This window comes from Micromonospora sp. I033 (assembly GCF_053890995.1).
This window is the reverse complement of the sequence record NZ_JBSSLX010000029.1, coordinates 1-22,672: the sequence shown is the minus strand read 5'-3', so window position 1 is coordinate 22,672 and position 22,672 is coordinate 1. Positions and strand designations below refer to the sequence as shown.

Below are 22,672 nucleotides of genomic sequence, written 5' to 3'. Positions count from 1 at the left end.
AGCGACATGAGACTCCTCCGCACCGCACTCGGCGCGGCCACCGCCGTCCTCGCCACCCTCGCCTGCACCAGCCCCGCCAACCCGGCGGCCGCCGCCGACGCCCCCTACGACGTGCTGGTCTTCTCCAAGACCGCCGGCTTCCGGCACGACGCCATCCCGGCCGGCATCCAGGCCATCCGCGACCTCGGCGCGGCGAACAGCTTCACCGTCACCGCCACCGAGGACGCCGCCCAGTTCACCACCGCCAACCTGGCCCGCTACGAGGCGGTGGTCTTCCTCAACACCACCGGGGACGTGCTCAACGCCACCCAGCAGGCCGCCTTCGAGGCGTACGTCGGCGCGGGCGGCGGCTACGTCGGCGTGCACGCCGCCGCCGACACCGAGTACGACTGGCCGTTCTACGGCAACCTGGTCGGCGCCTGGTTCGCCTCCCACCCGGCGATCCAGCCGGCCACCGTGAAGGTGGAGGACCGGGGGCACGCGGCCACCGCGCACCTGCCGCAGACCTGGAACCGCACCGACGAGTGGTACAACTACCGCACCAACGCCCGGTCCACCGCGCACGTGCTGGCCACCCTCGACGAGTCGTCGTACTCCGGCGGCTCGATGGGCGGCGACCACCCGCACGCCTGGTGCAAGGCGTACGCGGGCGGCCGGTCCTTCTACACCGGCGGTGGGCACACCCAGGCGTCCTACGCCGAGCCCGCGTTCCGGGCCCACCTGCTCGGCGGCATCCGGTACGCGGCCGGCCGCAGCAAGGCCGACTGCCGCCCGGAGACCGGCTACACGGCGCTCTACAACGGCGCCACCACCGGCTGGTCGCAGGCCGGGCCGGGCAGCTTCACCAACGCCGACGCCACCCTCACCTCGGTCGGCGGGATGGGCCTGTACTGGTACAGCGCCAAGCAGTTCACCAACTACTCGCTGAAGCTGGACTGGCGGCTGGCCGGCGACGACAACTCCGGGGTCTTCATCGGCTTCCCGCCGTCGAGCGACCCCTGGTCGGCCGTCAACAACGGCTACGAGATCCAGATCGACCCCACCGACAGCGCCGACCGCACCACCGGCGCCGTCTACACGTTCAAGTCGGCCGACCTGGCCGCCCGGGACGCGGCGCTCAACCCGGCGGGGGAGTGGAACACCTACGAGCTGCTGGTCGAGGGGGAGCGGCTCCAGGTCCTCCTCAACGGCGTGAAGATCAACGACTTCACCAACACCGACCCGGCCCGCTCGCTCGCCGGCCACATCGGCCTCCAGAACCACGGCACCGGCGACGACGTGTCGTTCCGCAACGTCCGGATCAAGGAGCTGGGCACCACCCCGCCGCCGACCGGGAGCACCACCGTCCAGGCCGAGGCGTTCAGCTCGGCCAGCGGGGTCACCCCGTTCACCAAGGCCGGCGCCAACGGCGGGCAGACCCTGGGGTACGTCGACCCGGGCGACTGGGCCGCGTACCAGGGGCTCGATCTGACCGGGGTGACCGCGCTGCGGGCCCGCGTGGTCTCCGGCGGCCCGGGCGGCACGCTCCAGCTCCGCACCGGCTCCCCGACGGGCCCGGTGCTCGGTCAGGTGGCGGTGCCGAACACCGGTAGCTGGACCACCTTCGCCGACGTCAACACGACGCTGGCCGGCGTGCCGTCGGGCAGCCAGACGGTGTATCTCACCTTCGCCGGCACCGGCTCCGGGCTGTTCGACGTGGACGACTTCACCCTGGTGCGGGGCGGTGGGGGCGGCGGGACCGGCCCGATCCGGGGCCTGGCCGGCAAGTGCCTGGACGTGCGGGGCGGCGCCACCGCGGACGGCACCCAGGTGCAGCTCTACACCTGCAACGGCGGCACCGCCCAGACCTGGACGGTGACCCCGAACTCGACCGTCCGGGCGCTGGGCAAGTGCCTGGACGTGTCGGGCGGCGGCTCGGCCGACGGCACGAAGATCCAGCTCTGGACCTGCAACGGCACCGGGGCGCAGAACTGGTCGGCCCAGGCCGACGGCACGGTGCGCAACCCGCAGTCCGGCAAGTGCCTGGACGTCTCCGGCAACAACTCCGCCGACAGCACGCCCGTGCACCTCTGGACCTGCACCGGCGCCGCGAACCAGCGGTGGACCCTGCCCTGACGAGCGGAACGGCGGACCGGGCGACCCGCGGGATCCGCCCGGTCCGCCGCCGGGCTGCTGCCGTACCTTGACGGTGTGGGACGGCTGGAGCGGTGGCGTCGGGTCGCCCGGGCGCGCCCGAGGGTCGGTGGCGGACTGCTGGCCGCCGTGCTCGGGGCGCTGCGCCGCGACGGGCAGCCGGCGGTCGACACCGGGCCCGCGCCCAGCCTCACCCGGCTGGACGCGCTCATCGACGAATTCGCCGCCGGCCAGGCGGTGCGCTGGCGGGTGGGTGGCCAGCCCCGCCCGCTGCCCGCCGCGGTCGACGTGGCCGCGTACCGGATCATCCAGGACGCGCTGACCGGCGCGCGCCGGCACGCGCCGGACGCGGCCGTCGCGGTCCGGCTGCGCTACGACCCCGCCGGCCTCACCGTCGAGATCCGTGGCGACGGGTCCACCACTCCCGTCGTGGGCACCGGGCCGCGGGCGCGGGCCGAGTCGGTCGGCGGCGCCTTCCACGCCGGCCCACGCCCCGAGGGGGGCTGGCTGGTCCGCGCCGACCTGCCCGCTCCCGAGGACGAGGCCGAGCCGTCCTGACGGCCCCGGGCCCTTCCGCGCCGGCCGCGCCCGACCTAGAGTGAGGGCGGCGACCGCGAGGTGGCCGGTGACCCGACGGGAGGCGCAACCCGTCGGGCCCAGACGCGAACGCGTCCACCGGTGCCGTCGGGCCGCCCGCACCCGGTCGCCCTCGCCCCGGTCCGCTACGGAATCCCCCATCACGACAGGGGAGAAGGACAAATGGCGCGACCCATCACGCTCTTCACCGGCCAGTGGGCCGATCTTCCGTTCGACGAGGTCTGCCGGCTCGCCGCCGAGTGGGGGTACGACGGCCTGGAGGTCGCCTGCTGGGGCGACCACTTCGAGGTCGACAAGGCGCTCGCCGACGAGTCGTACGTGGACCGCAAGCGGGCCACCCTCGCCAAGCACAACCTCCAGGTCTTCGCCATCTCCAACCACCTGGTCGGCCAGGCGGTCTGCGACCACCCGATCGACGAGCGGCACCAGGACATCCTCCCCGCCCGGATCTGGGGCGACGGCGAGCCGGAGGGCGTACGCCGCCGCGCCGCCGAGGAGATGAAGGACACCGCCCGGGCGGCCGCGAAGCTCGGGGTGAAGACCGTGGTCGGCTTCACCGGCTCGTCGATCTGGCACACGCTGGCGATGTTCCCGCCGGTCCCGCCGGCCATGATCGAGCGCGGTTACCAGGACTTCGCCGACCGGTGGAACCCGATCCTGGACGTCTTCGACGAGGTGGGCGTGCGCTTCGCCCACGAGGTGCACCCCAGCGAGATCGCCTACGACTACTGGACCACCAAGCGGACCCTGGAGGCGATCGACCACCGGCCCGCGTTCGGGCTGAACTGGGACCCGTCGCACTTCGTCTGGCAGGAGCTGGACCCGGTCAACTTCATCTTCGACTTCGCCGACCGGATCTACCACGTCGACTGCAAGGACGCGAAGGTGCGCACCGGGGACGGCCGGCGTGGCCGGCTCTCCTCCCACCTGCCCTGGGCGGACCTGCGGCGCGGCTGGGACTTCGTCTCCACCGGCCACGGCGACGTGCCGTGGGAGGACTGCTTCCGCGCGTTGAACGCGATCGGCTACACCGGCCCGATCTCGATCGAGTGGGAGGACGCCGGCATGGACCGCCTGGTCGGCGCCCCCGAGGCGCTCCAGTTCGTCCGCCGGCTCGCCTTCGACGCCCCGGCCGCCGCCTTCGACGCGGCGTTCAGCAGCAGCCGGGACTGACCCCCGCGGGCCTCCGGGGCCGGCACGGCCGGCCCCGGGGGCGGCAGGCGGCGGAACCTGGTCGCCTACCGGCCGGGCCGCGCCGACAACGGCGGCCCTCAGCAGGCCGCGAGGACCTGGTCGCTGACCAGCCGGGCCGCGCCGACCAGGCCGGCCCGGTCGTCGAGGTCGGAGAGGACGATCGGCATGCTGCCGGTGGCCAGCGGGGTGGAGCGCCGGTAGACCACCCCCCGGATCTCCGCGAGCAGGACCGGCCCGATCCCCGGTGCCGCGCCGCCGATGATCACGATGGCCGGGTTGACGAAGCTGACCAGGCCGACCAGCACCTGCCCGAGCCGCCGGGCGGCGTCGCGGACCAGCGTCTGCGCGGCCGGATCCCCGGCGGTCGCCGCCGCGGCCACGTCGGCCACGGTGAGCGCGCCGGCGGCGGCCAGCCGGTCGGCGAGCGCCGTCGAGCGCCCGGCCCGCGCGGCCGTCACCGCCTCCCGCACCAGGGCGGCATCCCCGCAGTACGCCTCGACGCAGCCGGTGTTGCCGCAGCCGCAGAGCGGCCCGTCCTCGGTGAGCTGGAGGTGCCCGATGTCGCCGGCGCCGCTGGCCGCGCCCCGGTAGAGCGCCCCGCCGAGCACCAGACCGCAGCCCACCGCGTCGCCCAGCTTCACGTAGAGGAAGTCGTCGAACGGCCGGCCGGTGCCAGCGTGCCGCTCGCCCAGGGCCATCACGTTGGCGTCGTTGTCGACCTGCACCGGGCAGCCCAGCTCGGCGGCGATGGTGTCGCGTACCGGGAACTGGTGCCAGCCGGGCAGGCCGGGCGGGGAGACCGGGCTGCCCTCCCGGACCGCGACCGGCGCGGGCAGCGCCACCCCGACGCCGGCCAGCCGGGCCAGCCCGGCCTCGGCCCGCAGCTTGCCGAGCAGTTCGACCGCCCGGCCGACCACCGCCTCGGGGCCGAGCCGGACGTCGACCGGCTCGTCGTGCCGGGCGAGCAGGGTCAGCTCGCCGTCGGTGAGCGCGACCTCCAGCCGCCCGTCGCCGACCCGCACCGCGCCGAAGCGCACCTGCCTGCCGATCCGCAGCAGGGAGGAGCGGCGCCCGCCCCGGGACGCGGCCGGCCCGGCGGTCTCCACCAGGCCCTGCGCGGCCAGCCGGTCCGCCTCGGCGAGGAACCGGGCCCGGGGCAGGCCCAGGGCGTCGGCCAGTTCGACCCGCGAGCGCGGGCCGTCGTCGCGCAGCAGGCGCAGCAGCCGCGCCTGGTCCGCGCTCTCCGGTCCGACCATCGTCATCACGATCACCTCCCCCCGAATGTGCCACACCGCCGTCACGGCCGCGTGACGCGAGGGGGCCGCCCCGGTTTCCCGGTGCGGCCCCCTGCGGTCGAACGGTCGGGTCGGTCAGCCCCGCAGACCCGACATGTGCTGGTAGCTCACCTCCGCGTAGCGCAGCGACCGGCCCGGGTCGGCGGCACCGCCCGGCGCGTTGTCCTGCTCCCACATCGGGTTGTGGTAACCCTTCGCGCCCATGTTCGCGAAGAAGTTCCCGTAGTCGATGTCGCCCTCGCCGAGCGGCACCATGGCGTAGCCGGCGGCGGTGTTGGGGTCGTACGTGCCGTCCTTGGCGTGGAACAGCGGGAACCGGATGGGCTGGGCGGCGACCACGGCCAGCGGGTCGAAGACGTTGGTCTGGGTCACCCCGTCCGGGTCGGTGTAGCTGCGGAACCGGTGCTGGGCCACGTGCGCCCAGTAGATGTCCATCTCGAACCAGACCCACTCCGGGTTGGTCCGCGCGATGAAGTACTCCAGCTTGCGGACCCCGGAGGACCGGGTCGGCCGGCCCAGCGCGTCCAGCGGCCCGCTGTCCAGCAGGAAGTTGTACGCGGCGTCGTGGTTGTGCGTGTACAGCTTCAGGCCCCGGGCCGCGGCCATCTCGCCGAAGGTGTTCCACCGGTCCACGGCGGCGTCCCAGTCGGCCTTGTAGTTGCTGCCGGTCGGGTCGCTGCCGGTGCCGATGTGGGTCATGCCGAGGATCTCGGCGGTGTCCAGCGTCCGCTCGAAGGCGGCGATGGTGTCCGGAGTGACCGTGCCCGGGATCGAGGCGTGCGAACCGTTGGCGCGCAGCCCGTTGTCGTCGAGGATCTTGCGGATCTCCTCCGGGGTGATCTGCCGGCCGAGGATCGAGGTGTGCTGGGTGTACCCGGCGAACTCGACCTCCTTGTAGCCGATCTCGGCGAGCCGGGCGAGCACCCGCTCGAACCCGTACGGCACGCCGGTGGCGTCCGGGGCGGCGCTGATCCGGTCGCGGACGCTGTAGAGGATGATGCCCCGCTTGCCGGTCGGGACGAGCAGCCCGTTGCCGGCGAAGGCGGCCGACGGGAGCCCGGCGGCGCCGACGGCGACGGCGCCCGCCGCCCCGGCGATGGTGCCGAGCATCCGACGGCGGCTCATCCCGTGCGCTGTGTCGTTCATGGCTGACTGCCTTTCTGACGGTGCCGGTGGTGTGGGAGGAAGAGGGCGGGTGGGGCCGCCGGGTGGCGGCCCCACCCGGGCGTCACGGGGTGACGCCGATGCCCTGGCCGGTGAACTCGACCCAGTTGAGGTTGCCGAAGCCGCTGGCCGGGCCGCCGGGGACGGTGGTCAGGACCAGGTAGAGCTTGTGCGTCCCGCCCGGGTCGGTGACCGGCACGGTGGTGCTGGTGAAGGCGTTGTTGCCGGTGGTCGCGTTGACCGTGGCCGTGGCCAGCAGCGGGCCGGTGGGGGAGTCCAGCCGGAACTGGACGCCGAACCGGGGCTGCCCGGCGGTGGCGGCGCTGCCCCCGGAGGTGCGCAGCGTCACCGACTGCATGTTCGTGAGGTTCACGGTGTTGTTGATCGCGATCCAGTCGCCGGGGTCGAGGCTGCCGCGCTGCTGCCCGCCCCCGGTGTCCGCGCTGGTGCCGACCGTCGTGCCGGACTCCTCGGTGGCGAACTCGACCTCCTGGCGCTTGGCCTGGATGATCTGCTGGTCCACCGTGGTCAGGGCCGGCTGGCCGTTGGCGCCCTGATCGGTGTACGACGCGCTGACCACGCCGTAGATGTAGCCGCCGTGCGAGGCGTCGTCGGCGTCCGTGGGCAGCACCCCGGAGCAGCCGAACTGGTTGGCCTCGCCGTGCCCGTGGCTGTCGTGGCCGAGCACGAAGGTCACCTCGACCCTGGCGCAGTCGACCGGCCCGTCCTCCGGGTCGGTGACCGTGACGGTCCACGGGATGTCGTCGCCCCAGCTGAAGAAGCCGCCTTCGAGCGGGGTGGTGACGGTGACGGTCGGCGCGGTGTTGCCGACCGTGATTGTGGTGTTCGCCGACGCGGTCTTGCCGCTGGAGTCGGTCACCGTGAGCCGGGCGGTGTAGACGCCGTTGGTGGTGTAGGTGAACGACGGGTTCGGGTCGATCGAGTCGGTGGTGCCGTTGCCGTCGAAGTCCCAGGCGAACGAGATCGAGTCCGCCGGGTCCGGGTCCTTCGAGCCGTCGCTGGAGAAGGCGACGGTCAGCGGCGCCCGGCCGTTGGTCGGGGTCGCGTTCAGCACGGCGGTCGGTGCCCGCAGGCCCTTGACGTAGCTGAACTTGAGCATCGCCGCGTCCGGGTTGACGTTGAAGAACCCGTCGCCGTACGTCAGCAGGTAGAGGTTGCCGTCCGCGCCCCACCGCATGTCCATCGGGTTGTCGCAGAGGAACGGCTTGGTCGGCGTGGTGGGCGCCTGCCCGCAGTTCAACACGTTGTTGATCTTCAGGATCTCGCCCTGGTCGTCCAGCCGGATCTCCTTGAGCGTGTCCCGGGTGAACTCACCGAAGATGATCGCGTCGTCGTAGTACTCGGGGAACTTCGTCTCCGACCTCAGCTCCGGGTCGAAGTCGTACTTCGCCGCGCCGTGCGGGCCCACGCCGCCCGTGCCCAGCTCCGGGAAGAGCACCGGGCAGGTCTGCGTCGGAGTCGACAGGTAGGACTCCGGGCAGGGCGTGGGGGCCTGGAACGAGTACCACAGCTCCGACTTCTCCACCCGCGGCAGGTCGGTCAGGCCGGTGTTGTGCCGCGAGGTGTTCTTCGGTGCCGCACAGTCGAACGGGGCCACCGGGGAGATCGGGCTGGTGGTCCAGTTCATCTCGATGTACGGCAGGTTCGGCTGCACGCACATCGGCCAGCCGTAGTTCGCCGGCTTGTCGACCACCATCATCCGGCCGGTGCCCGCCGGCCCGCGGCCGACCGCGGCGGTCGAGGAGTCCGGCGAGTAGTCGGTGATGTAGGCGACGTCGTCCTTGTCGAGGGTGATCCGGAACGGGTTCCGGAAGCCCATCGCGTAGATCTCCGGGCGGGTCCTGTCGGTGCCGGCCGGGAACAGGTTCCCTGCCGGGACGGTGTACGACCCGTCCGCGCCGACCGTGATCCGCAGGATCTTGCCGCGCAGGTCGTTGGTGTTGGCCGAGCTGCGCCGCGCGTCGACGAACGGGGCCTGGTAGACGCCGGTGGCGCTCACCGAGTCGTTGTGCGGCGAGAAGCCGCCCGACCCGCCGCCGCCGGCCGGGGTGTCGTCCCCGGTCACCAGCCAGAGGTTGTTCTTCGAGTCGAACGCGATGTCACCGGCGACGTGGCAGCAGGCGCCGCGGTCCACCGGGACCTGGAGGATCTTCTGCTCGGTGCTCAGGTCCAGCGACGGGGTCTCGCCGTCGACGAACTTGAACCGGGAGAGCTGGAAGTAGCCCTTCCACTGGTCCCACGCGGCCGGGTCGGTGCTGGTGGTCGGCGCGCCGCCCGTCGGGGTGTCCAGCGGGGGCGCGTAGTAGAGGTAGACCCACTTGTTGGTGGCGAAGTCGTGGTCCACCGCCGGGCCGTACATCCCGTCCTCGCTGTGGGTGTAGACCGGGATCTGGGCCAGCACCGTGGTCGCGTTGGTGGCCGGGTCGTGCAGCCGGACGCCGCCGCGCCGGTCGGTCTGGATCACCCGGCCGTCGGGGAGCACGTCGAAGCCGATCGGCTCGTTGACGTTGGGCTGCGCCCCGACCACCGTCATCTGGTAGTTGGCCAGCACGGTCGCGCCGCAGTCGCCGTCGGTGACGCCGGCCGCCCACTGGATCGCCCCGCCGAGGTGGGCCCGAAGGTCGGCGCTGCCGTAGCTCTCCGGGGTGGCGCCGAGTCCGGTGTAGAAGGAGCGGCCGCCCTGGTAGTCCTTGCACCAGGTGACCGGGTGGTCGAAGCCCATGCTGCCGCCGGCGTACGTCTTCTCGTCCACGGTGGCCAGCACGTGCGAGACGCCCCGGACGTTGGCCGCGAAGTTGTACCACCGGTCGGTGGTGGACCAGCGCTGCGGCAGCGTCTCCGAGGCCGGGTGGACCCGGTCGGCGACGGTGACCGTCGCCCGGCTCGCGGCGGTCGGCGCGCCGGTGGCCCGTGTGCCGAGCACGTTGGTGAGGAACGACCAGTCGGGCTCGGCCTCGATGGCGGAGTGGACGCCGACGAAGCCGCCGCCGTCGCGGTAGTACGCCTCGAAGGCGGCCTGCTGGGCGTCGTTGAGCACGTCGCCGGCGGTGTTCAGGAACACCACGGCGCGGAACTGCTTCAGGTGGGCCTGGTCGAACTTGCGCGGGTCGTTGGTGACCTCGACGGTGAAGCGGCGGTCCCGTCCGAGGTCCTGGACGGCCTGCACACCGGCCGCGGTGGCGGCGTTGTTGCCGCCGGCCGACCGGGTGAAGACGAGCACCTTGTACTGGATGCCGTTGCTGACGGGTGCGGGAGCGGTGAGCACCGGCGCGGCCCGCGCCGGGGTCGGGGCCCGCTCCGCCGTCGCGACGAGCGTCGCGGCGACGAGTGTGAGCAGGCCGAGATAGGTGGCGGCCCTGCGGCCGAACGGTCTTCTGCGCATCGAACCTCGCTCTGGTCGGGCGGGTCCGCCTCAGCGCCGGGACGAGGCTGAGGAGGTCGCTGGAAGGTGACGAGAGCCTGGCCAGGTTCTACGCGAGACGATATTTGCGCCCGGGACCAAAGAGAAGAGGTTGAAGCCAAAAGTTTTCGATGATCCGCTCCCACTTTTGCTCATCCTGAACAAAAGTGGGAGCGGGGTCTCGTTCGGACAGACGAGAGCGGGCCGGTCGCCCGATGGCGACCGGCCCGCTGCCCGGTTGGCGTCAGAGGTTGGTGCTCGTGCCGGACGACCTGGTGGTCGACGACCCGGTCGCGCTGGTCGAGCCCGTGCCGGTCGAGCCGGACTTGGCGCCGACGGCGGCCGGCGTGCCGGCGAACGGCTTGTCGGCCTCGGTCAGCCCCTGCTTGCTGCCGTTGCCGGTGCCCAGCTTCTCGCCGAGCTTGGTCTGCCCCAGCTTGTCCTTGCCCTCCGAGTAGAGCCGGGTCGCCTGAGCCTGCGCGACACCCGCCGCCTCCTGGACGGTCGGGTGGTCGAGCACCTTGCGGCCCCGGACCACCAGCTCCTCGTACTTCTCCCGACCGGCACGGGCGCCCAGGACGAATCCCGCAGCCAGCCCGCCAAGAAACATGATCTTTCCGCGCATGGCGGCTCCTTCCGTACCTGACGCGCCGCCGATCCCGTCCGGGTGCCCCGGGCGGGAGCGACCTTCTCGCGCCTGCGTTCTCTGTCGGCGGCTAACTACCCATCCTGCTCTCGGCTCATACCTCCCTGTGCCGAGATGGCGATTTGTCCGGTATTTTGATGGGGTTGCCCGGCCCCCGACCGGGCGGGGGAAGTGGGGTAGCCCCCTGGCGCACCACCCCCCGATGTCCTGTACTCTTGTCCCCGTCGCACGGCGCGGAGAGATCCGCAGCCGGGTGACCTACGGTCCCCCGTAGCTCAATTGGCAGAGCAGCCGGCTGTTAACCGGCAGGTTTTTGGTTCGAGTCCAAACGGGGGAGCTCCGCTCCACACGACGCCCGCCGGCCCCTGGCCGACGGGCGTTTCTCGTTGCCGCACCTCCGCCCGCCGCGGTGCCGGTTTCCGCCCGCCGGCGCCGCTTCGCCCGGCAGGATGGTCGATGTCGACTTAGACTCGCGCTGCGTCGATTGCCGCGTCGATTCAAGGGTGGATGGGATGGCCGGAGGGCGGAGCCGCTGGACCGCGACGCTTATCGCGGTCGTCGTGGTGCTGGGCTGGCTCGTCGTCGGCGGCGTCGCCGGGCCCTACTCCGGCAAGCTCGGCGACGTCGCCACCAACGACAACGCCGCCTTCCTCCCCGCCGACGCCGAGGCCACCCGGGCGCAGGACCTCGCGGCCGGCTTCGTGGACCGGGAGACCACCCCGGCGCTCGTCGTGTACGAGCGCACCTCCGGCATCACCCCGGCCGACCAGCATCGGGTCCAGGCCGACGCGGCCCGCTTCGCCCAACTGCCCGGCGTGGTCGGCCCGCTGCCGCCGCCGATCGTCAGCCAGGACCGGCAGGCCGTGCAGGTGGTCGTCCCGATCGACGCCGCCGAGGGCGAACAGATCGGCGCGGTGGTCGACCAGCTGCGGGAGATCGCCGGCAGCGACCGGGACGGGCTCACCGTGGACGTGGCCGGCCCGGCGGGCCTGCTCGCCGACCTCATCGAGGTGTTCACCGCCATCGACGGGCCGCTGCTGCTGGTCACCCTGGTCGTGGTGCTGGTCATCCTGCTGATCGTCTACCGCAGCCCGGTGCTCTGGGTCTTCCCGCTGCTCGCCGCCGGGATGTCGTACTCACTGGCCGCGCTGTGCGTCTACCTCCTGGCGAAGAACGACGTCATCAAGCTCAACGGGCAGGCCCAGGGCATCCTCACCGTCCTCGTCTTCGGCGCCGGCACCGACTACGCGCTGCTGCTCATCGCCCGCTACCGGGAGGAACTGCACCGGCACGAGCGGCCCTGGGACGCCATGCGGGCCGCCTGGAAGGGCGCCGCCCCGGCGATCATCGCGTCCGGCGCCACCGTCATCGTCAGCCTGCTCTGCCTGCTGCTGTCCAGCCTCAACTCCAACCGGGCGCTCGGCCCGGTCAGCGCCGTCGGCATCGCCGCCACCCTGCTGGTGATGCTGACCTTCCTGCCCGCCCTGCTGCTGCTCGGCGGCCGGTGGGCGTTCTGGCCCCGGCGACCCCGGTTCGACCAGGCCGACCCGCGGACCGAACACGGCATCTGGGGGCGGGTCGCGGGCTTCGTGGCCCGGCGGGCCCGGACCGTCTGGATCGTCACCGCCGTGGCCCTGGCGGCGCTCGCCGTCGGCGTGACCCAGCTCGGCGCCACCACGCTCGGCCAGTCCGACCTGTTCACCCAGCGCACCGACTCGGTGGCCGGCCAGGAGGTGATCGCCCGCCACTACCCGGCCGGCACCGGCAGCCCCGCCACCATCTTCACCAACCAGGCCGCCGCCCAGCAGGTCGCCCAGGTGGCGCAGGGCGTACCGGGGGTGTCCTCGGTCCGGCCGTTCAGCCAGCAGGGCCCGGCCGGGCCGCCCCAGGTGGTCGACGGGCGGGTGCAGCTGCAGGCCACCCTCACCGACCCGCCGGACAGCGACGGCGCCGAACGCGCCATCCGCGAGCTGCGCGCGGCGGTGCACCGGGTGCCCGGCGCGGACGCGGTGGTCGGCGGGTTCACCGCCATCAACGTGGACACCGCCGACGCGTCCACCCGGGACCGCAACGTCATCATCCCGGTGGTGCTGCTGGTCATCGCGGTCATCCTGGCCGTGCTGCTGCGGGCCCTGCTCGCCCCGGTGCTGCTGATCGCCACCGTGGTGCTGTCGTTCCTGGCCACCCTCGGCCTCTGCGCGCTGATCTTCCGGTACCTCTTCGACTTCCCCGGGGTCGACCAGTCGTTCCCGCTGTTCGCGTTCGTCTTCCTGGTCGCCCTCGGCATCGACTACAACATCTTCCTGATGAGCCGGGTCCGCGAGGAGTCGGTCCGGCGCGGCACCCGCGCCGGCGTGCTCACCGGTCTGGCGGTCACCGGCGGCGTGATCACCTCCGCCGGCATCGTGCTCGCCGCCACCTTCTCCGCGCTCGCCGTGCTGCCACTCGTGGTACTCGTCGAGCTGGGCGTGGCGGTCGCCGCCGGGGTGCTGCTCGACACCATCGTGGTCCGCTCGCTGCTGGTGCCCGCGCTCGCGTACGACATCGGGCCGAAGGTCTGGTGGCCGGGCCGGCTGTCCCGGACCAACCGGGACGGCGACCGGGCCGGCGCGGAGGTGGAGCGTGCCCGCTGACACCGACGTCGTCATCGTCGGCGGCGGCCTGGCCGGCCTCGCCGCCGCCCGCCGGCTGCACCGGGCCGGCGTGCCCTGGCGGCTGCTGGAGGCCGCCGACCGGCTCGGCGGCCGGATCGCCACCGACGAGGTCGACGGCTACCTGCTGGACCGCGGCTTCCAGGTGCTCAACACGGCCTACCCGCGGCTCGGCGGCCTGGTCGACCTCGGCGCCCTCGACCTGGGCTGGTTCACCTCCGGGGTGCTGGTCCGCCGCGGCGACCGGCTGGACCGCCTGGTCAACCCGCTGCGCGACCCCGCCGGTGCCCCCGCCACGGTCACCGCCGGCGTCGGGTCACTGGCCGACCGGCTGCGCTTCGCCGCGCTCGCCACCGGCTGCGCCACCCTGCCGGTGGGCCGGCTGCTCAACGCGCCCGAGACCACCACCGAGTCGGCGCTGCGCCGGGCCGGGCTCTCCGCCGCGTTCATCGAGGAACTGCTCCGGCCGTTCCTCTCCGGCGTGCTGCTCGACCGCGAGCTGGCCACCTCCAGCCACGTGCTCGCCGTCCTCCTGCGCGCGTTCGCCCGCGGCCGGATCGGGCTGCCCGCCAGCGGCATGGCCGCCCTGCCCGCGGCCGTCGCCGGCCCGCTGCCCGCCGAGCTGATCGACCTGGACACCCCCGTCGCCGAGGTCGCGCCGGGCCAGGTCCGCACCCCGACCGGCGAACTCACCTGCCGCGCCGTCGTGGTCGCCGTGGACCCGCCGGCGGCGGGCACCCTGCTGCCGCGGCTCCAGCGGGTACGCACGCACAGCTACACGACCTACTACCACAGCACCGACACCGCGCCGCTGGCCGAGCCGATCCTGCTCCTCGACGGGGAGCGGCGGGAACTGGTCGCCAACACCGTGGTGGTCAGCAACGCCGCACCCACGTACGCGCCGGCCGGGAAGCACCTGGTGGCCACCTCGGTGGTCGGCCCGCAGGCCCCGCCCGAGCCGGTGATCCGCCGCGAGCTGGACCGCCTCTACGGGCGCCCCACCGCCGACTGGACCCACCTCACCACCGTGGCGGTGCCGGACGCGCTGCCCGCCGCGCCGCCGCCGCAGGGCCGGCTGCGCAAGCCGGTCGAGCTCGGCGAGGGGCTCTTCGTCGCCGGCGACCACCGGGACAGCCCGTCCATCCAGGGGGCCCTCGCGAGCGGCTGGCGGGCGGCCGGGGCGGTACTCGCGGAGCTGCGCGCCACGGGCTGAGCGGGGCAACCGACGGCAGGAAGATCACCTATTATCCCGCCGTGCCTCCCCCGAGACCCCACACGCTGGACGCGGAAGCCGCGTACCCGGAGGTGGCGGCGCTGCGCCCGGCGCTCCGCGACCACGACTGGGCGGCGCTGCGCGCGGTCTTCGCCGGCGCCGACGCGGCCACCGCCACCCAGCTGGTCGGTGCCGTCGCGGCCTGGGGTGGGGCGGAGAGCCTCCTGCAAATGCGGCTCCAGCGCGAGCCGGCGGACCGACTCGCCCAGACCCTGCTCGGGGCGACCCTCGTGCACACCGGCTGGCGGATCCGGACCAGGGCGACGGCCGCCCGGGTCAGCGAAGACCAGTTCGCCCGGTTCCATGACCACCTGCGGCGCGCCGAACGGATCCTGATCGACGTGACGGCGCGGTGGCCCGACGACGTGGCGGCCTGGACCCAGCGGATCACGCTGTCCCGCGGCCTGAGCCTGGGGCTGGCCGAGACCCGCCGGCGGTACGACCGCCTGGCCCGGCACGAGCCCCACCACCTGGCCGCCCAGGCCGAGATGCTGCAACAGCTCTGCCCGAAGTGGGGCGGCGACTGGGCCGCGGTCGACGCGTTCGCCCGTGACCGCACCGAGGCGGCGCCGCTCGGCGCCCCACAGGCGGTCCTGATCGCCCAGGCACACCGCGAGCGCGGCATGGAGTACGACGACCTGCGCGGCCTCCGGGACTACCTGCGGACGGCCGAGGTGGCCGACGAGATCCACGCCGCGGCCGACCGGTCCGTGCGGCATCCCGACTTCCGGCACACCATCGGCTGGGTGCGCGTGCGCAGCACCTTCGCGCTGGTGTTCCACCTGATGGGGGACCACCCGGCGGCCCGGGAGCAGTTCGAGGCACTCGACCCGTACGGCGACCCCGCCGTCTTCGGCGGCTCCGCCGCCTGGTTCGCCGAGGCCCGCGCCGAGGCGTACGCGAAGGGCGGCGCCCGATGATCCGGCAGCTCGACGTCGACGGCGTGCCGACCCTGCTGGCGCCGGCCCCCGGCCCGGTCCGGGCCGGGCTGGTGTTCCGGGTCGGCGTCGCCGACGAGACCCTGGCCCGGCGGGGCGTCACCCACCTCCTGGAGCACGTGGCGCTCGCCCCGTCCGGCCCGTTGGACCACGACGCCAACGGCGTGACCGACGCCCTGTTCACCAGCTTCGTGGTCCGCGGCGGACCGGCCGAGGTCACCACGTTCCTGGCGACGGTCTGCCGCCACCTGCACCAGCCGTCGGCCCGCGCGCTCGCCGTCGAGCGGGAGATCCTGCGGGTCGAGCAACGGGGCCGGGGTCGCGCCGGGCTGGACGAACTGCCCCTCTGGCGACACGGCGCGCGGGACCACGGCCTGGTCAGCTATCCGGAGTACGGCCTCGCCGGCCTCACCGAGGACGACCTGCGGGAGTGGGCCACCCACCGGTTCACCCGGCAGAACGCCGTCCTCTTCGTCACCGGCGACGACCTGCCGGCCGGGCTGCGGCTGGAGCTGCCCGACGGAACGCGGCAACCGGTGCCCACGCCGTCGTCGGCGTTGCCGGACACACCGGCGTACTTCCCGGCCGGCGCGGGGCTGGTCGCCCTCGACGCGGTCGTCCGGCGGCGGGCGGCCGGGGCCGTCTACGCCGGCGTGCTCGAACGGGAGCTGTTCCGGTCGCTGCGGCAGGAGGACGGGCTGTCCTACCTGGTCACCGCTGGTTACGAGCCCCGGCACGACGGCACCGCCATGGTCCGGGCGATGGCCGACGCGCTGCCGGACAAGCAGGACGCCGTGCTCGGCGGCGTGATCGACGTGCTGGCCGCCCTCCGGGTCGGCCGGATCATGTCCGCCGACCGGGACGTGGTGGTGACGCGGCACCGCGAGGCGCTGTCCGCCGCGCACGCGGACGCCGACCGCCTGCCCGGGTGCGCGCGTGACCTGCTCACCGGGCAGTCCGTCCGCGACCTCGACGAGCTGCGGGCGGAACTCGACGCCGTCACCGTCGACGACCTCGTGGACGTGGCCGGTGAGATGGCGGCCTCCGCCCTGCTCCTCGTGCCGCAGGGCCTGACCGCCGACTGGGCCGGCTTCACCGCGGCACCCACCACCTCCGAGGAGGCGGTCGAGGGCCGCGTCCACCAGGGGACCGACGGCGAGGCGGAACTGACCATCGGCCCGGACGGGATCACCGTGACCTACGGCGACGCGCACTCCACCGTCCGGTACGCCGAATGCGCCGCCCTGCTCGCCTGGCCCGACGGCGCCCGCCGGTTGGTCGGCGAGGACGGCATCACGCTGCACGTCGAACCGAACCTGTTCCAGCCGACGCCGGACCTCACCGTCGCCGACGCGGCGGTGCCCCCGGAGCGTCACGTCGGCATGCCGGCCCGGCACGCCGAGCAGATTCCACCGCCGCCGTCCGTCGTCGGGCGACTCACCCGGATCCGGCGTGCCGTCCGGGAGGCCACCAACACCGCCGGCGCCTGGCTGTCGGCCGTGTTGCTGGATCCCGGGCGGTGACAGCGGGCACGAGGCCGCCGCTGCGCGTTGTTATCCTCGCGTTGCCCACCGTGGTGGCCGGATCTTGACGCTGGCCCGTCGGGTGATGGCCGGTGATCCGTCGGACGGGTTACGATCCGGCGCGGTAACGGGGCGGTAGCTCAGCGGGTTAGAGCAGGGGACTCATAATCCCTCGGTCGCGGGTTCGAGTCCCGCCCGCCCCACCACGAAAACATCCAGGTCAGGCATGGTGCCGACGACCCGGGCGGACGGCGTCAAGATCGGGACCGATGCCGTCAGTCCGCAACGAGGCCGCAGTAGCGCGAGCCGCCGCCCGGTCGAGGCGCTCCGCCACCTGGTCCGGGTCGTCCTCGAAAGGTCGGCGTATACGAACAGCGTCCTGGCGGCCGAGGCGTGCCCGAGCATCCGCTGCACCGCCTTCACGTTGGCGCCCTCGGCCACTGCCAGACTGGCCGCAGTGTGGCCCACCCGGCCGCGTCAAGGGCGCTGCGCGTCGGCACGCCGATGGCCTACGGCCACCCTTGACACCGGCCGGGTGCCGCAGTCTTTGGCACCTGTGCGGGGGATGGGCGAAGACTGGCGGCCACCTTCCGCCGAGAGACGGATGGCCTGCCACTGTCCGACGCGGCTGAACCCGGGCGGTCAGGACTCCCGGCCGGGCGCGACGTAGCGCAACGCGAGGAATGACCCGTACTGGTTGGTCTCTGCCAAGGCCCACGGCGTGTACGCCGCTGCGTGCAGCAGTCGGGTGCCGGCGCCGACCAGGACTGGTGCGACACCGATGTGCAGCTCGTCGACGAGGTCGGCCTGCACGAACTGGGTCGCAAGCTCCGCACCGCCGAGGATCCAGACGTTCTTTCCCTTCGCCGCTTCGACAAGCTGCTGGTGTACCTCGGTCACCTCGCTGTCGGTGAAGCGTAGGTCAGCGCCGTCATGGCGCGGCAGCTTGCGATGGGTGAAGACCCAGGTAGGTCGGTCGGCGTAGAACCAGGGGGCGTGATGGCGATGGATGAACTCGTACGACCGCGCCCCCATCGCGATGGCACCTACCTGATCGAAGAACCGCTCGTAGCGCCGCCGTTTACCCTCCAGGTTGCTGAACTGGGAGAGCCAGTCAAGCTGTTCGGCGGGTTCAGCGATGTACCCATCGATGCTCATCGCAACGAAATACTGCGTCCGGGTCATGCACGGACACTAGGACCACGCGCTCGGTCCCGCTGTCTGGCCGGCCCGCCCCCTGACCGCCGAGGCTATCGTGGATCGGATCGGATCGGCCGCGCCACCCACAGGCCAGTAACCGTGGCGTGCAGCGGTCAGGAGCGGGCACGAGCGGCATTCGGCTCGCCGCCGGCGGTAGGCATTTCGGGCCTCACGGCCCGTTGAGCGCGCTCTTCCAAACTGACGCTTTCGCGCCGCCTGACCCGCAGTCCGCATCCAGTCCGCAAGACGTCGACCCACGACGGGGGAGTGATGCGAGATGTCAGAAGGCGTTTCCGCTGCTAGACCCCCATACCTTCAGGCCGGCGGGACGGGCGTTTTGATCTCATAGCCCCTCGGTCGCGGGTTCGAGTCGCGCCTGCCCCACCATGGAAACATCCAGGTCGGGCATGGTGCAGCCGACCCGGACGGACGGCTTCAAGATCGGGACCAGCGCCCTCTGCCGGCCTTCGGCGCTCAGCGTGCGACATAGCCGTCTGGAGAGGCCGAATCGAAGCGCCTCGATGTCGGCGCCACCGCGGTGTTGGCGGACGCCCGGCTCGATGCTGTGGACGACGCGGCCAAACCCCTTCTCCCGCCGGGTGTGGCCCGCCCACCGGCAAGCCCCCTCCCGCTCGTCGAGCTTGTTCGTGGCGAAATCGACGCCTTCCTGGTCGAGCGCTACCACATCTGGGACCACGCGCCATGGATTCTTCTCGTCGAGGAGGCGGGCGGCCGTTTCACCGACCGAACCGGAGGGCATGCGGGCGATCGAGGCGGTGGCCTGTACTCCAACGCCAACCTGCACAGTCAGTTGCTCACCGCGCTTCGATACCCGGCGCGCCCCTGACCGCCGGGATCACGCGATCTCCACGGCGTCGGTCGTGGCCGTCAGTCGAACAGGCCGGCAGGCGGCAGGAAGCGGCCCTCCTTGACATGGGAGTAGTCGCGGGCCTCGGCCACCAGACCCTCGTCGTTGAAGCGCAGCAGCGTGCAGCCGGAGATGGTGAGCGGCCGGTCATCCGGATAGGTCACCGCCCAGTACTCCACGGCCGCACTGTCACCGTCGACCTGCGGCTCGCCGAACCACACCTCAGCCGGGCGGGTCTCCTCGTCGAAACACTCCTGGACGTAGGTGCGCAGTCCGGCACGCCCGCGGTAGGGGCGGAACATGGACGCCCAATGGTCGCCGTCCTCCGCTTGCAGGCTGACGATGCCTTCGACGTTCTTCGCGGGCCAGGCGTGGGTCCACATGTTCGCCCACCGGGTAGCCGCGTCGCGCATGTCCACGATCCATCCCCTCACGACAACGCTTGCGGCACTTCTACCAAGCGGCTCCGACAATCCGAGTAAGCTCCGTCCGCCGCGAGCAGACCGAAGGCGGTACAGCGTCAGTGCGGCCAACGAGGGCGCGTCCACCAGCTGCCCGGTGACTATCAGCTGTGCGATCTCCTCATCGGTGAACGCCCGATGCCGCATGTCCTGTTCGCTGACTGGTCTCGGCGACGCCCTCAGTCCGGGTGCGCACAAGTCGATAAGCGAACACACCTACGGTCCGGTCATCGCCGCGATCACCCAACTGCTCGACGCGGGCAAACGCGACGGCAGTATCCGCGCCGACGCCGACCCTCGTGACTTCCTCCAGCTCACCGGTGCTCTCTGGCGGGCCGCAGCGGGACCGGACGACCGATCGCAGCCCATGCTGGCGTTGATCCTCGACGGGCTGACCGCGCACCAGCGCCAGTAGCCAGATCGCGTTCCTCCGGAGCTGCGCCCGGTGCGGGGCGATCATGATCCGGAGCGGAGTCGTCGGTGTCCCGCCCTAGAGTCGGGGGATGCTGATCCGGATCGAGGGCACCGACCTGCCGGGGCGGCGCGCCGGCGCTGAGGCGGACCTGCTGCGGCTCCGTAACGTCCACGTCGGGATGCAGCGCAAGGCCGAGGTGGTCGACCGGATACCTGCCGACGCGCGGGAAGCGGTCTGGCGGGTCGAGGTCACCAGCCGCGAGGTGGACGGGTTGCTCGACGTCGGCGGGCCGTGGGTGCACGGGCGGGTGGGGGCGCGGTTCCTCTATCTGAGCTGGGGCGCCGTGACGGACGGTGGTTTCGAGATGTTCCGCCGGGCGAAGCTCATGTTCGGTGACATCCCGTCCGAGCGGCTCCGCGCCGGGCACGAGGGTGCCGGTGTGCTGGTCGGCCGGCTCGGCTTGACCGACGCCGAGGGTGGGCTGCTCTGCGCCCGGGTCCGGCCGCCCGGCATCACCTGGACGCTGACGTGAACGAAGAAGGCAAGGGGGATGTCGACCGGGGTGTGCCGGAGCTGAGGCGCAGTGACGCGACGGGCGGGTCGCAGACCGCCTCTGACGCATGGAACGAGGAGTACCGACGGGGCCGGTACGTCGACGAGCCACCGGTGGCCTTCGTCGACGACATCCTCGCGGCCGCCGGCAGGGAAGGCACCGGCTCCGGCCTGTACGTCGGCTGCGGCAACGGCCGGAACCTCCTGCCCCTGGTCGACGGCGGGATCGACGTCCTCGGCCTGGACGTCTCCGACGAGGCGGTCCGCCAGCTCGCGCGACGCCGGCCCGACCGGGCGGATCGGCTCTGGCACGGCGACCTGGAGTCCCTGCCGGCCGGCCGGACCTGGCCGCTCGTGATCGGGATCCAGGTGTTCCAGCACGGCAACCGCGAGCAGGCGCACCGGCATGTGCGTGCCGCGCAGCGGCGGGTCGAGCCCGGCGGCCTGTTGTGCCTCCGGGTCAATGCCACCGGCACCGACGTGTGGCCGGCCCATGAGGTCACCGACCGCAGCTCCGATGGAGGGTTCACGGTGCGCTACACCGCCGGAGCGAAGAAGGGGCTGGACATCCACTTCTTCAGCGGGGCGGAACTCCAGCAGCTGTTCGAGGGTTGGCCCGCGCTGCTTGCCGTCAGGGCCGACCGCACCGCACGCACACCGCCCGCACCTGGGCAGTGGACGCAGTGGGAAGCGATCTGGCGACGGCCGGTCGATCAGTGACCGCAGTCAGGATGCCCGCTGAGCCGGGCGGCCCCCGGACGGCCGAGTTGGCCGAGTTGATCGCGGCATGTCCGTGGTTTCTCCACGTGCTGCTGGTCATGCGGGATGCTGGTCTACCGGACGCGTGGGTCGGGGCGGGTGCCCTCCGGGATCTGGTCTGGGGCCGGCGGTACGGCGGCGGCTTCGACCCACGCGATGTCCGGGACGTCGATGTGGCCTTCTTCGATCCCGACGATCTCACCCGGAGCGGTGACGTCGCCGCGACCGAGCTGCTGCGACGCCACGATCCGGCGATCGCGTGGGAGGCCACCAACCAGGCCGCCGTGCATACCTGGTACGACAGCGTGTTCGGTGGCGGCACGGTCGACGCGTTGCGCTCGACAGCCGAGGCCGTGGCGACCCTGGCCCGAGACCGCCACCTCTGTCGCCGTGCGGCTCGACGCTGCCGGGACGCTGCACGTCTGCGCCCCGCTCGGACTGGACGACCTGCTCGACGGGGTATGGCGGCGGAACCCGCGGAGGGTGACGGTCGAGCTGTCCCGCGCCCGCCTGGCTCGCCACGATCCCGCCAGACGGTGGCCCGGGGTACGGATCCTGCCGCCGTAGCGATCCGCGACCCGAGTACGCATGCTCATCCGTGTGGCGGCGCGACCCGGCAGGATCGGGGCCGTGACGAAGACGACGCGTACCCTGCTCGGCGGCCTGCTCCTGGCCGCGGCGACGGTCGGCGCCTGGTGGGCCTGGCTGGGCTGGGAGTCCGGCTACACGGTGGACCCGGAGACCGGCGCGACGAGCGGCCCATACGCGGTCTGGCAGGTGGCCGCCGCCGTGCTCACCCTGATCGTGATCGCCGCCGTGGGTGGCTGGTTCTGGAGCCCGTGGCTGGTGGCGCCGGTGATGACCGTGGCCTTCACCGCGGTCTGGGCGGCGCGGGCCGCGTCGACCGACGACACCGGGCTCTGGGCGGTGGGGGCGGCGCTGGTCGCCATCGGCACCGCGATCGGTGCGACGGTGGTCAGTGGCGCCGCCGGCTGGCTGCGCCGGCGCCGACAGGCCCCGCGGCGCGACGGATGACAGCGGGCGCCTGAAGCGATCCGTGAATCTCAGGCGCCGCCGGATGCCGGCGCCGGCGGCGGGCATACTTGCCCCCGATGTCTGATCACGCACGGCCGCAGGTGGTGTCGCCGATGCTGGCCGCGCTGCGGGCCGGCACCCATGAGCAGCATGCGGCGCTGGAACGCGACCTGGATTTGCCCGCCGGGATTCGGACCCGGGCCGACCTGGCGGCCGTGCTCGCCGCGCTGCTCGCCGCGTGGGCCCCGCTGGAGCGCGACCTCGCCGCCGCGGACTGGTCCGGGCTGGGGCTCGACCCCCGGCTCGGCGCGGCGGCCGACCTGCTCCACGCCGACCTGGCCGCCCTCGGCGCCGCGCCGACGGCCGCCGCCGGCGGACCGGACGCCGGCGTACGGTTCGACGCCCCGGCCCGGGCGGTCGGCGGCCGGTACGTGCTGCTCGGCAGCGCGCTGGGGGGCAGCGTCATCGCTCCGGTGGTGGAGCGCCGGCTCGGTCTCGCCGAGGGGGAGGCGACCGCGTTCTTCCGGCGTGGCGGCCGGGCGCCGAC

Annotated in this window: 20 protein-coding genes, 2 tRNA genes and 1 pseudogene; 17 read left to right on the top strand and 6 right to left on the bottom strand. The window is 72.9% G+C overall.

The window, feature by feature from the left end:
* The first annotated feature begins 6 nt into the window (after window positions 1-6).
* The 3 genes from ACW0Q9_RS07915 (at window position 7) to ACW0Q9_RS07905 (ending at window position 3,903) form a co-directional block, all read left to right on the top strand.
* Window positions 7-2,115, top strand: a complete 2,109-nt coding sequence (locus ACW0Q9_RS07915; RefSeq protein WP_456179346.1) for a lectin — start codon at window positions 7-9, stop codon at window positions 2,113-2,115.
* 75 nt (window positions 2,116-2,190) lie between these two features.
* Window positions 2,191-2,691, top strand: coding sequence for a sensor histidine kinase (locus ACW0Q9_RS07910; protein WP_456179345.1), 501 nt, complete (start codon window positions 2,191-2,193; stop codon window positions 2,689-2,691).
* Between the two features lie 201 nt (window positions 2,692-2,892).
* Entirely contained in the window at window positions 2,893-3,903 is a 1,011-nt protein-coding gene (locus ACW0Q9_RS07905) for a sugar phosphate isomerase/epimerase family protein (protein WP_456179343.1), read from the top strand.
* Window positions 3,904-4,001: 98 nt separating this feature from the next.
* Here the strand turns inward: ACW0Q9_RS07905 and ACW0Q9_RS07900 are convergent, their stop codons facing one another.
* From ACW0Q9_RS07900 to ACW0Q9_RS07885, 4 genes are all read right to left on the bottom strand, one after another.
* Window positions 4,002-5,186: an ROK family protein gene (locus ACW0Q9_RS07900; protein WP_456179342.1), complete on the bottom strand. Its 1,185-nt coding sequence runs from the start codon at window positions 5,184-5,186 to the stop codon at window positions 4,002-4,004.
* A 108-nt stretch (window positions 5,187-5,294) separates the two neighbouring features.
* The gene (locus ACW0Q9_RS07895) at window positions 5,295-6,365 is read right to left on the bottom strand and encodes a sugar phosphate isomerase/epimerase family protein (RefSeq protein ID WP_456179340.1); all 1,071 of its coding nucleotides are present in this window, start codon (window positions 6,363-6,365) and stop codon (window positions 5,295-5,297) included.
* An 82-nt stretch (window positions 6,366-6,447) separates the two neighbouring features.
* Window positions 6,448-9,786: a ThuA domain-containing protein gene (locus tag ACW0Q9_RS07890; RefSeq protein ID WP_456179339.1), complete on the bottom strand. Its 3,339-nt coding sequence runs from the start codon at window positions 9,784-9,786 to the stop codon at window positions 6,448-6,450.
* A gap of 262 nt (window positions 9,787-10,048) precedes the next feature.
* Window positions 10,049-10,429 carry a hypothetical protein gene (locus tag ACW0Q9_RS07885; protein ID WP_456179338.1) on the bottom strand — a complete coding sequence of 127 codons (381 nt, stop codon included), beginning with the start codon at window positions 10,427-10,429 and terminating at the stop codon, window positions 10,049-10,051.
* A 285-nt stretch (window positions 10,430-10,714) separates the two neighbouring features.
* On the opposite strand from ACW0Q9_RS07885, the gene ACW0Q9_RS07880 reads away from it, so the two are divergent.
* The 6 genes from ACW0Q9_RS07880 to ACW0Q9_RS07855 all read left to right on the top strand — a co-directional run bounded on the left by ACW0Q9_RS07880 (window position 10,715) and on the right by ACW0Q9_RS07855 (window position 17,041).
* Window positions 10,715-10,787 (top strand) — tRNA-Asn (locus ACW0Q9_RS07880).
* A 175-nt stretch (window positions 10,788-10,962) separates the two neighbouring features.
* On the top strand, window positions 10,963-13,083 hold the full coding sequence (locus ACW0Q9_RS07875) for an MMPL family transporter (protein ID WP_456179337.1): 2,121 nt from the start codon (window positions 10,963-10,965) through the stop codon (window positions 13,081-13,083).
* Complete coding sequence (locus tag ACW0Q9_RS07870; RefSeq protein WP_456179335.1) at window positions 13,073-14,314, top strand: NAD(P)/FAD-dependent oxidoreductase; 1,242 nt, start codon at window positions 13,073-13,075, stop codon at window positions 14,312-14,314. Before ACW0Q9_RS07875 ends, ACW0Q9_RS07870 begins: the two co-directional genes overlap by 11 nt.
* A gap of 41 nt (window positions 14,315-14,355) precedes the next feature.
* A complete protein-coding gene (locus ACW0Q9_RS07865) occupies window positions 14,356-15,294 on the top strand; it encodes a hypothetical protein (RefSeq protein WP_456179334.1) in 939 nt (312 codons plus the stop codon).
* Complete coding sequence (locus tag ACW0Q9_RS07860; RefSeq protein WP_456179332.1) at window positions 15,291-16,835, top strand: insulinase family protein; 1,545 nt, start codon at window positions 15,291-15,293, stop codon at window positions 16,833-16,835. The genes ACW0Q9_RS07865 and ACW0Q9_RS07860 overlap by 4 nt, the downstream gene beginning before the upstream one ends.
* A 129-nt stretch (window positions 16,836-16,964) precedes the next feature.
* Window positions 16,965-17,041 (top strand) — tRNA-Ile (locus tag ACW0Q9_RS07855).
* A gap of 436 nt (window positions 17,042-17,477) precedes the next feature.
* Here ACW0Q9_RS07855 and ACW0Q9_RS07850 read toward each other — a convergent pair.
* Window positions 17,478-18,020 (bottom strand): dihydrofolate reductase family protein, encoded by a 543-nt coding sequence (locus ACW0Q9_RS07850; RefSeq protein ID WP_456179331.1) that lies wholly within the window; start codon window positions 18,018-18,020, stop codon window positions 17,478-17,480.
* 553 nt (window positions 18,021-18,573) lie between these two features.
* On the opposite strand from ACW0Q9_RS07850, the gene ACW0Q9_RS07845 reads away from it, so the two are divergent.
* Complete coding sequence (locus ACW0Q9_RS07845; RefSeq protein ID WP_456179329.1) at window positions 18,574-18,882, top strand: inositol monophosphatase family protein; 309 nt, start codon at window positions 18,574-18,576, stop codon at window positions 18,880-18,882.
* A gap of 41 nt (window positions 18,883-18,923) precedes the next feature.
* On the opposite strand, the gene ACW0Q9_RS07840 is transcribed toward ACW0Q9_RS07845, so the two are convergent.
* Window positions 18,924-19,316, bottom strand: a complete 393-nt coding sequence (locus ACW0Q9_RS07840) for a nuclear transport factor 2 family protein (protein ID WP_456179376.1) — start codon at window positions 19,314-19,316, stop codon at window positions 18,924-18,926.
* 145 nt (window positions 19,317-19,461) lie between these two features.
* Here ACW0Q9_RS07840 and ACW0Q9_RS07835 point away from each other — a divergent pair, with 145 nt between their 5' ends.
* The 7 genes and pseudogenes from ACW0Q9_RS07835 to ACW0Q9_RS07805 all read left to right on the top strand — a co-directional run.
* Window positions 19,462-19,779, top strand: coding sequence for an SbtR family transcriptional regulator (locus tag ACW0Q9_RS07835; protein WP_456179328.1), 318 nt, complete (start codon window positions 19,462-19,464; stop codon window positions 19,777-19,779).
* Between the two features lie 88 nt (window positions 19,780-19,867).
* Window positions 19,868-20,311 carry a DUF5990 family protein gene (locus ACW0Q9_RS07830; RefSeq protein WP_456179327.1) on the top strand — a complete coding sequence of 148 codons (444 nt, stop codon included), beginning with the start codon at window positions 19,868-19,870 and terminating at the stop codon, window positions 20,309-20,311.
* Window positions 20,312-20,445: 134 nt separating this feature from the next.
* Window positions 20,446-21,051, top strand: a complete 606-nt coding sequence (locus ACW0Q9_RS07825) for a class I SAM-dependent methyltransferase (protein WP_456179326.1) — start codon at window positions 20,446-20,448, stop codon at window positions 21,049-21,051.
* Between the two features lie 11 nt (window positions 21,052-21,062).
* Window positions 21,063-21,392 (top strand): annotated as a pseudogene (locus tag ACW0Q9_RS07820) (nucleotidyltransferase family protein); the annotation flags it as partial.
* Window positions 21,301-21,657, top strand: a complete 357-nt coding sequence (locus tag ACW0Q9_RS07815; RefSeq protein ID WP_456179375.1) for a nucleotidyltransferase family protein — start codon at window positions 21,301-21,303, stop codon at window positions 21,655-21,657. The pseudogene ACW0Q9_RS07820 and the gene ACW0Q9_RS07815, both read left to right, overlap by 92 nt.
* Before the next feature lie 63 nt (window positions 21,658-21,720).
* Window positions 21,721-22,125, top strand: coding sequence for a hypothetical protein (locus tag ACW0Q9_RS07810; RefSeq protein ID WP_456179325.1), 405 nt, complete (start codon window positions 21,721-21,723; stop codon window positions 22,123-22,125).
* A 77-nt stretch (window positions 22,126-22,202) separates the two neighbouring features.
* On the top strand, window positions 22,203-22,672 hold a 470-nt coding region (locus tag ACW0Q9_RS07805), incomplete at its 3' end, for a hypothetical protein (RefSeq protein WP_456179323.1).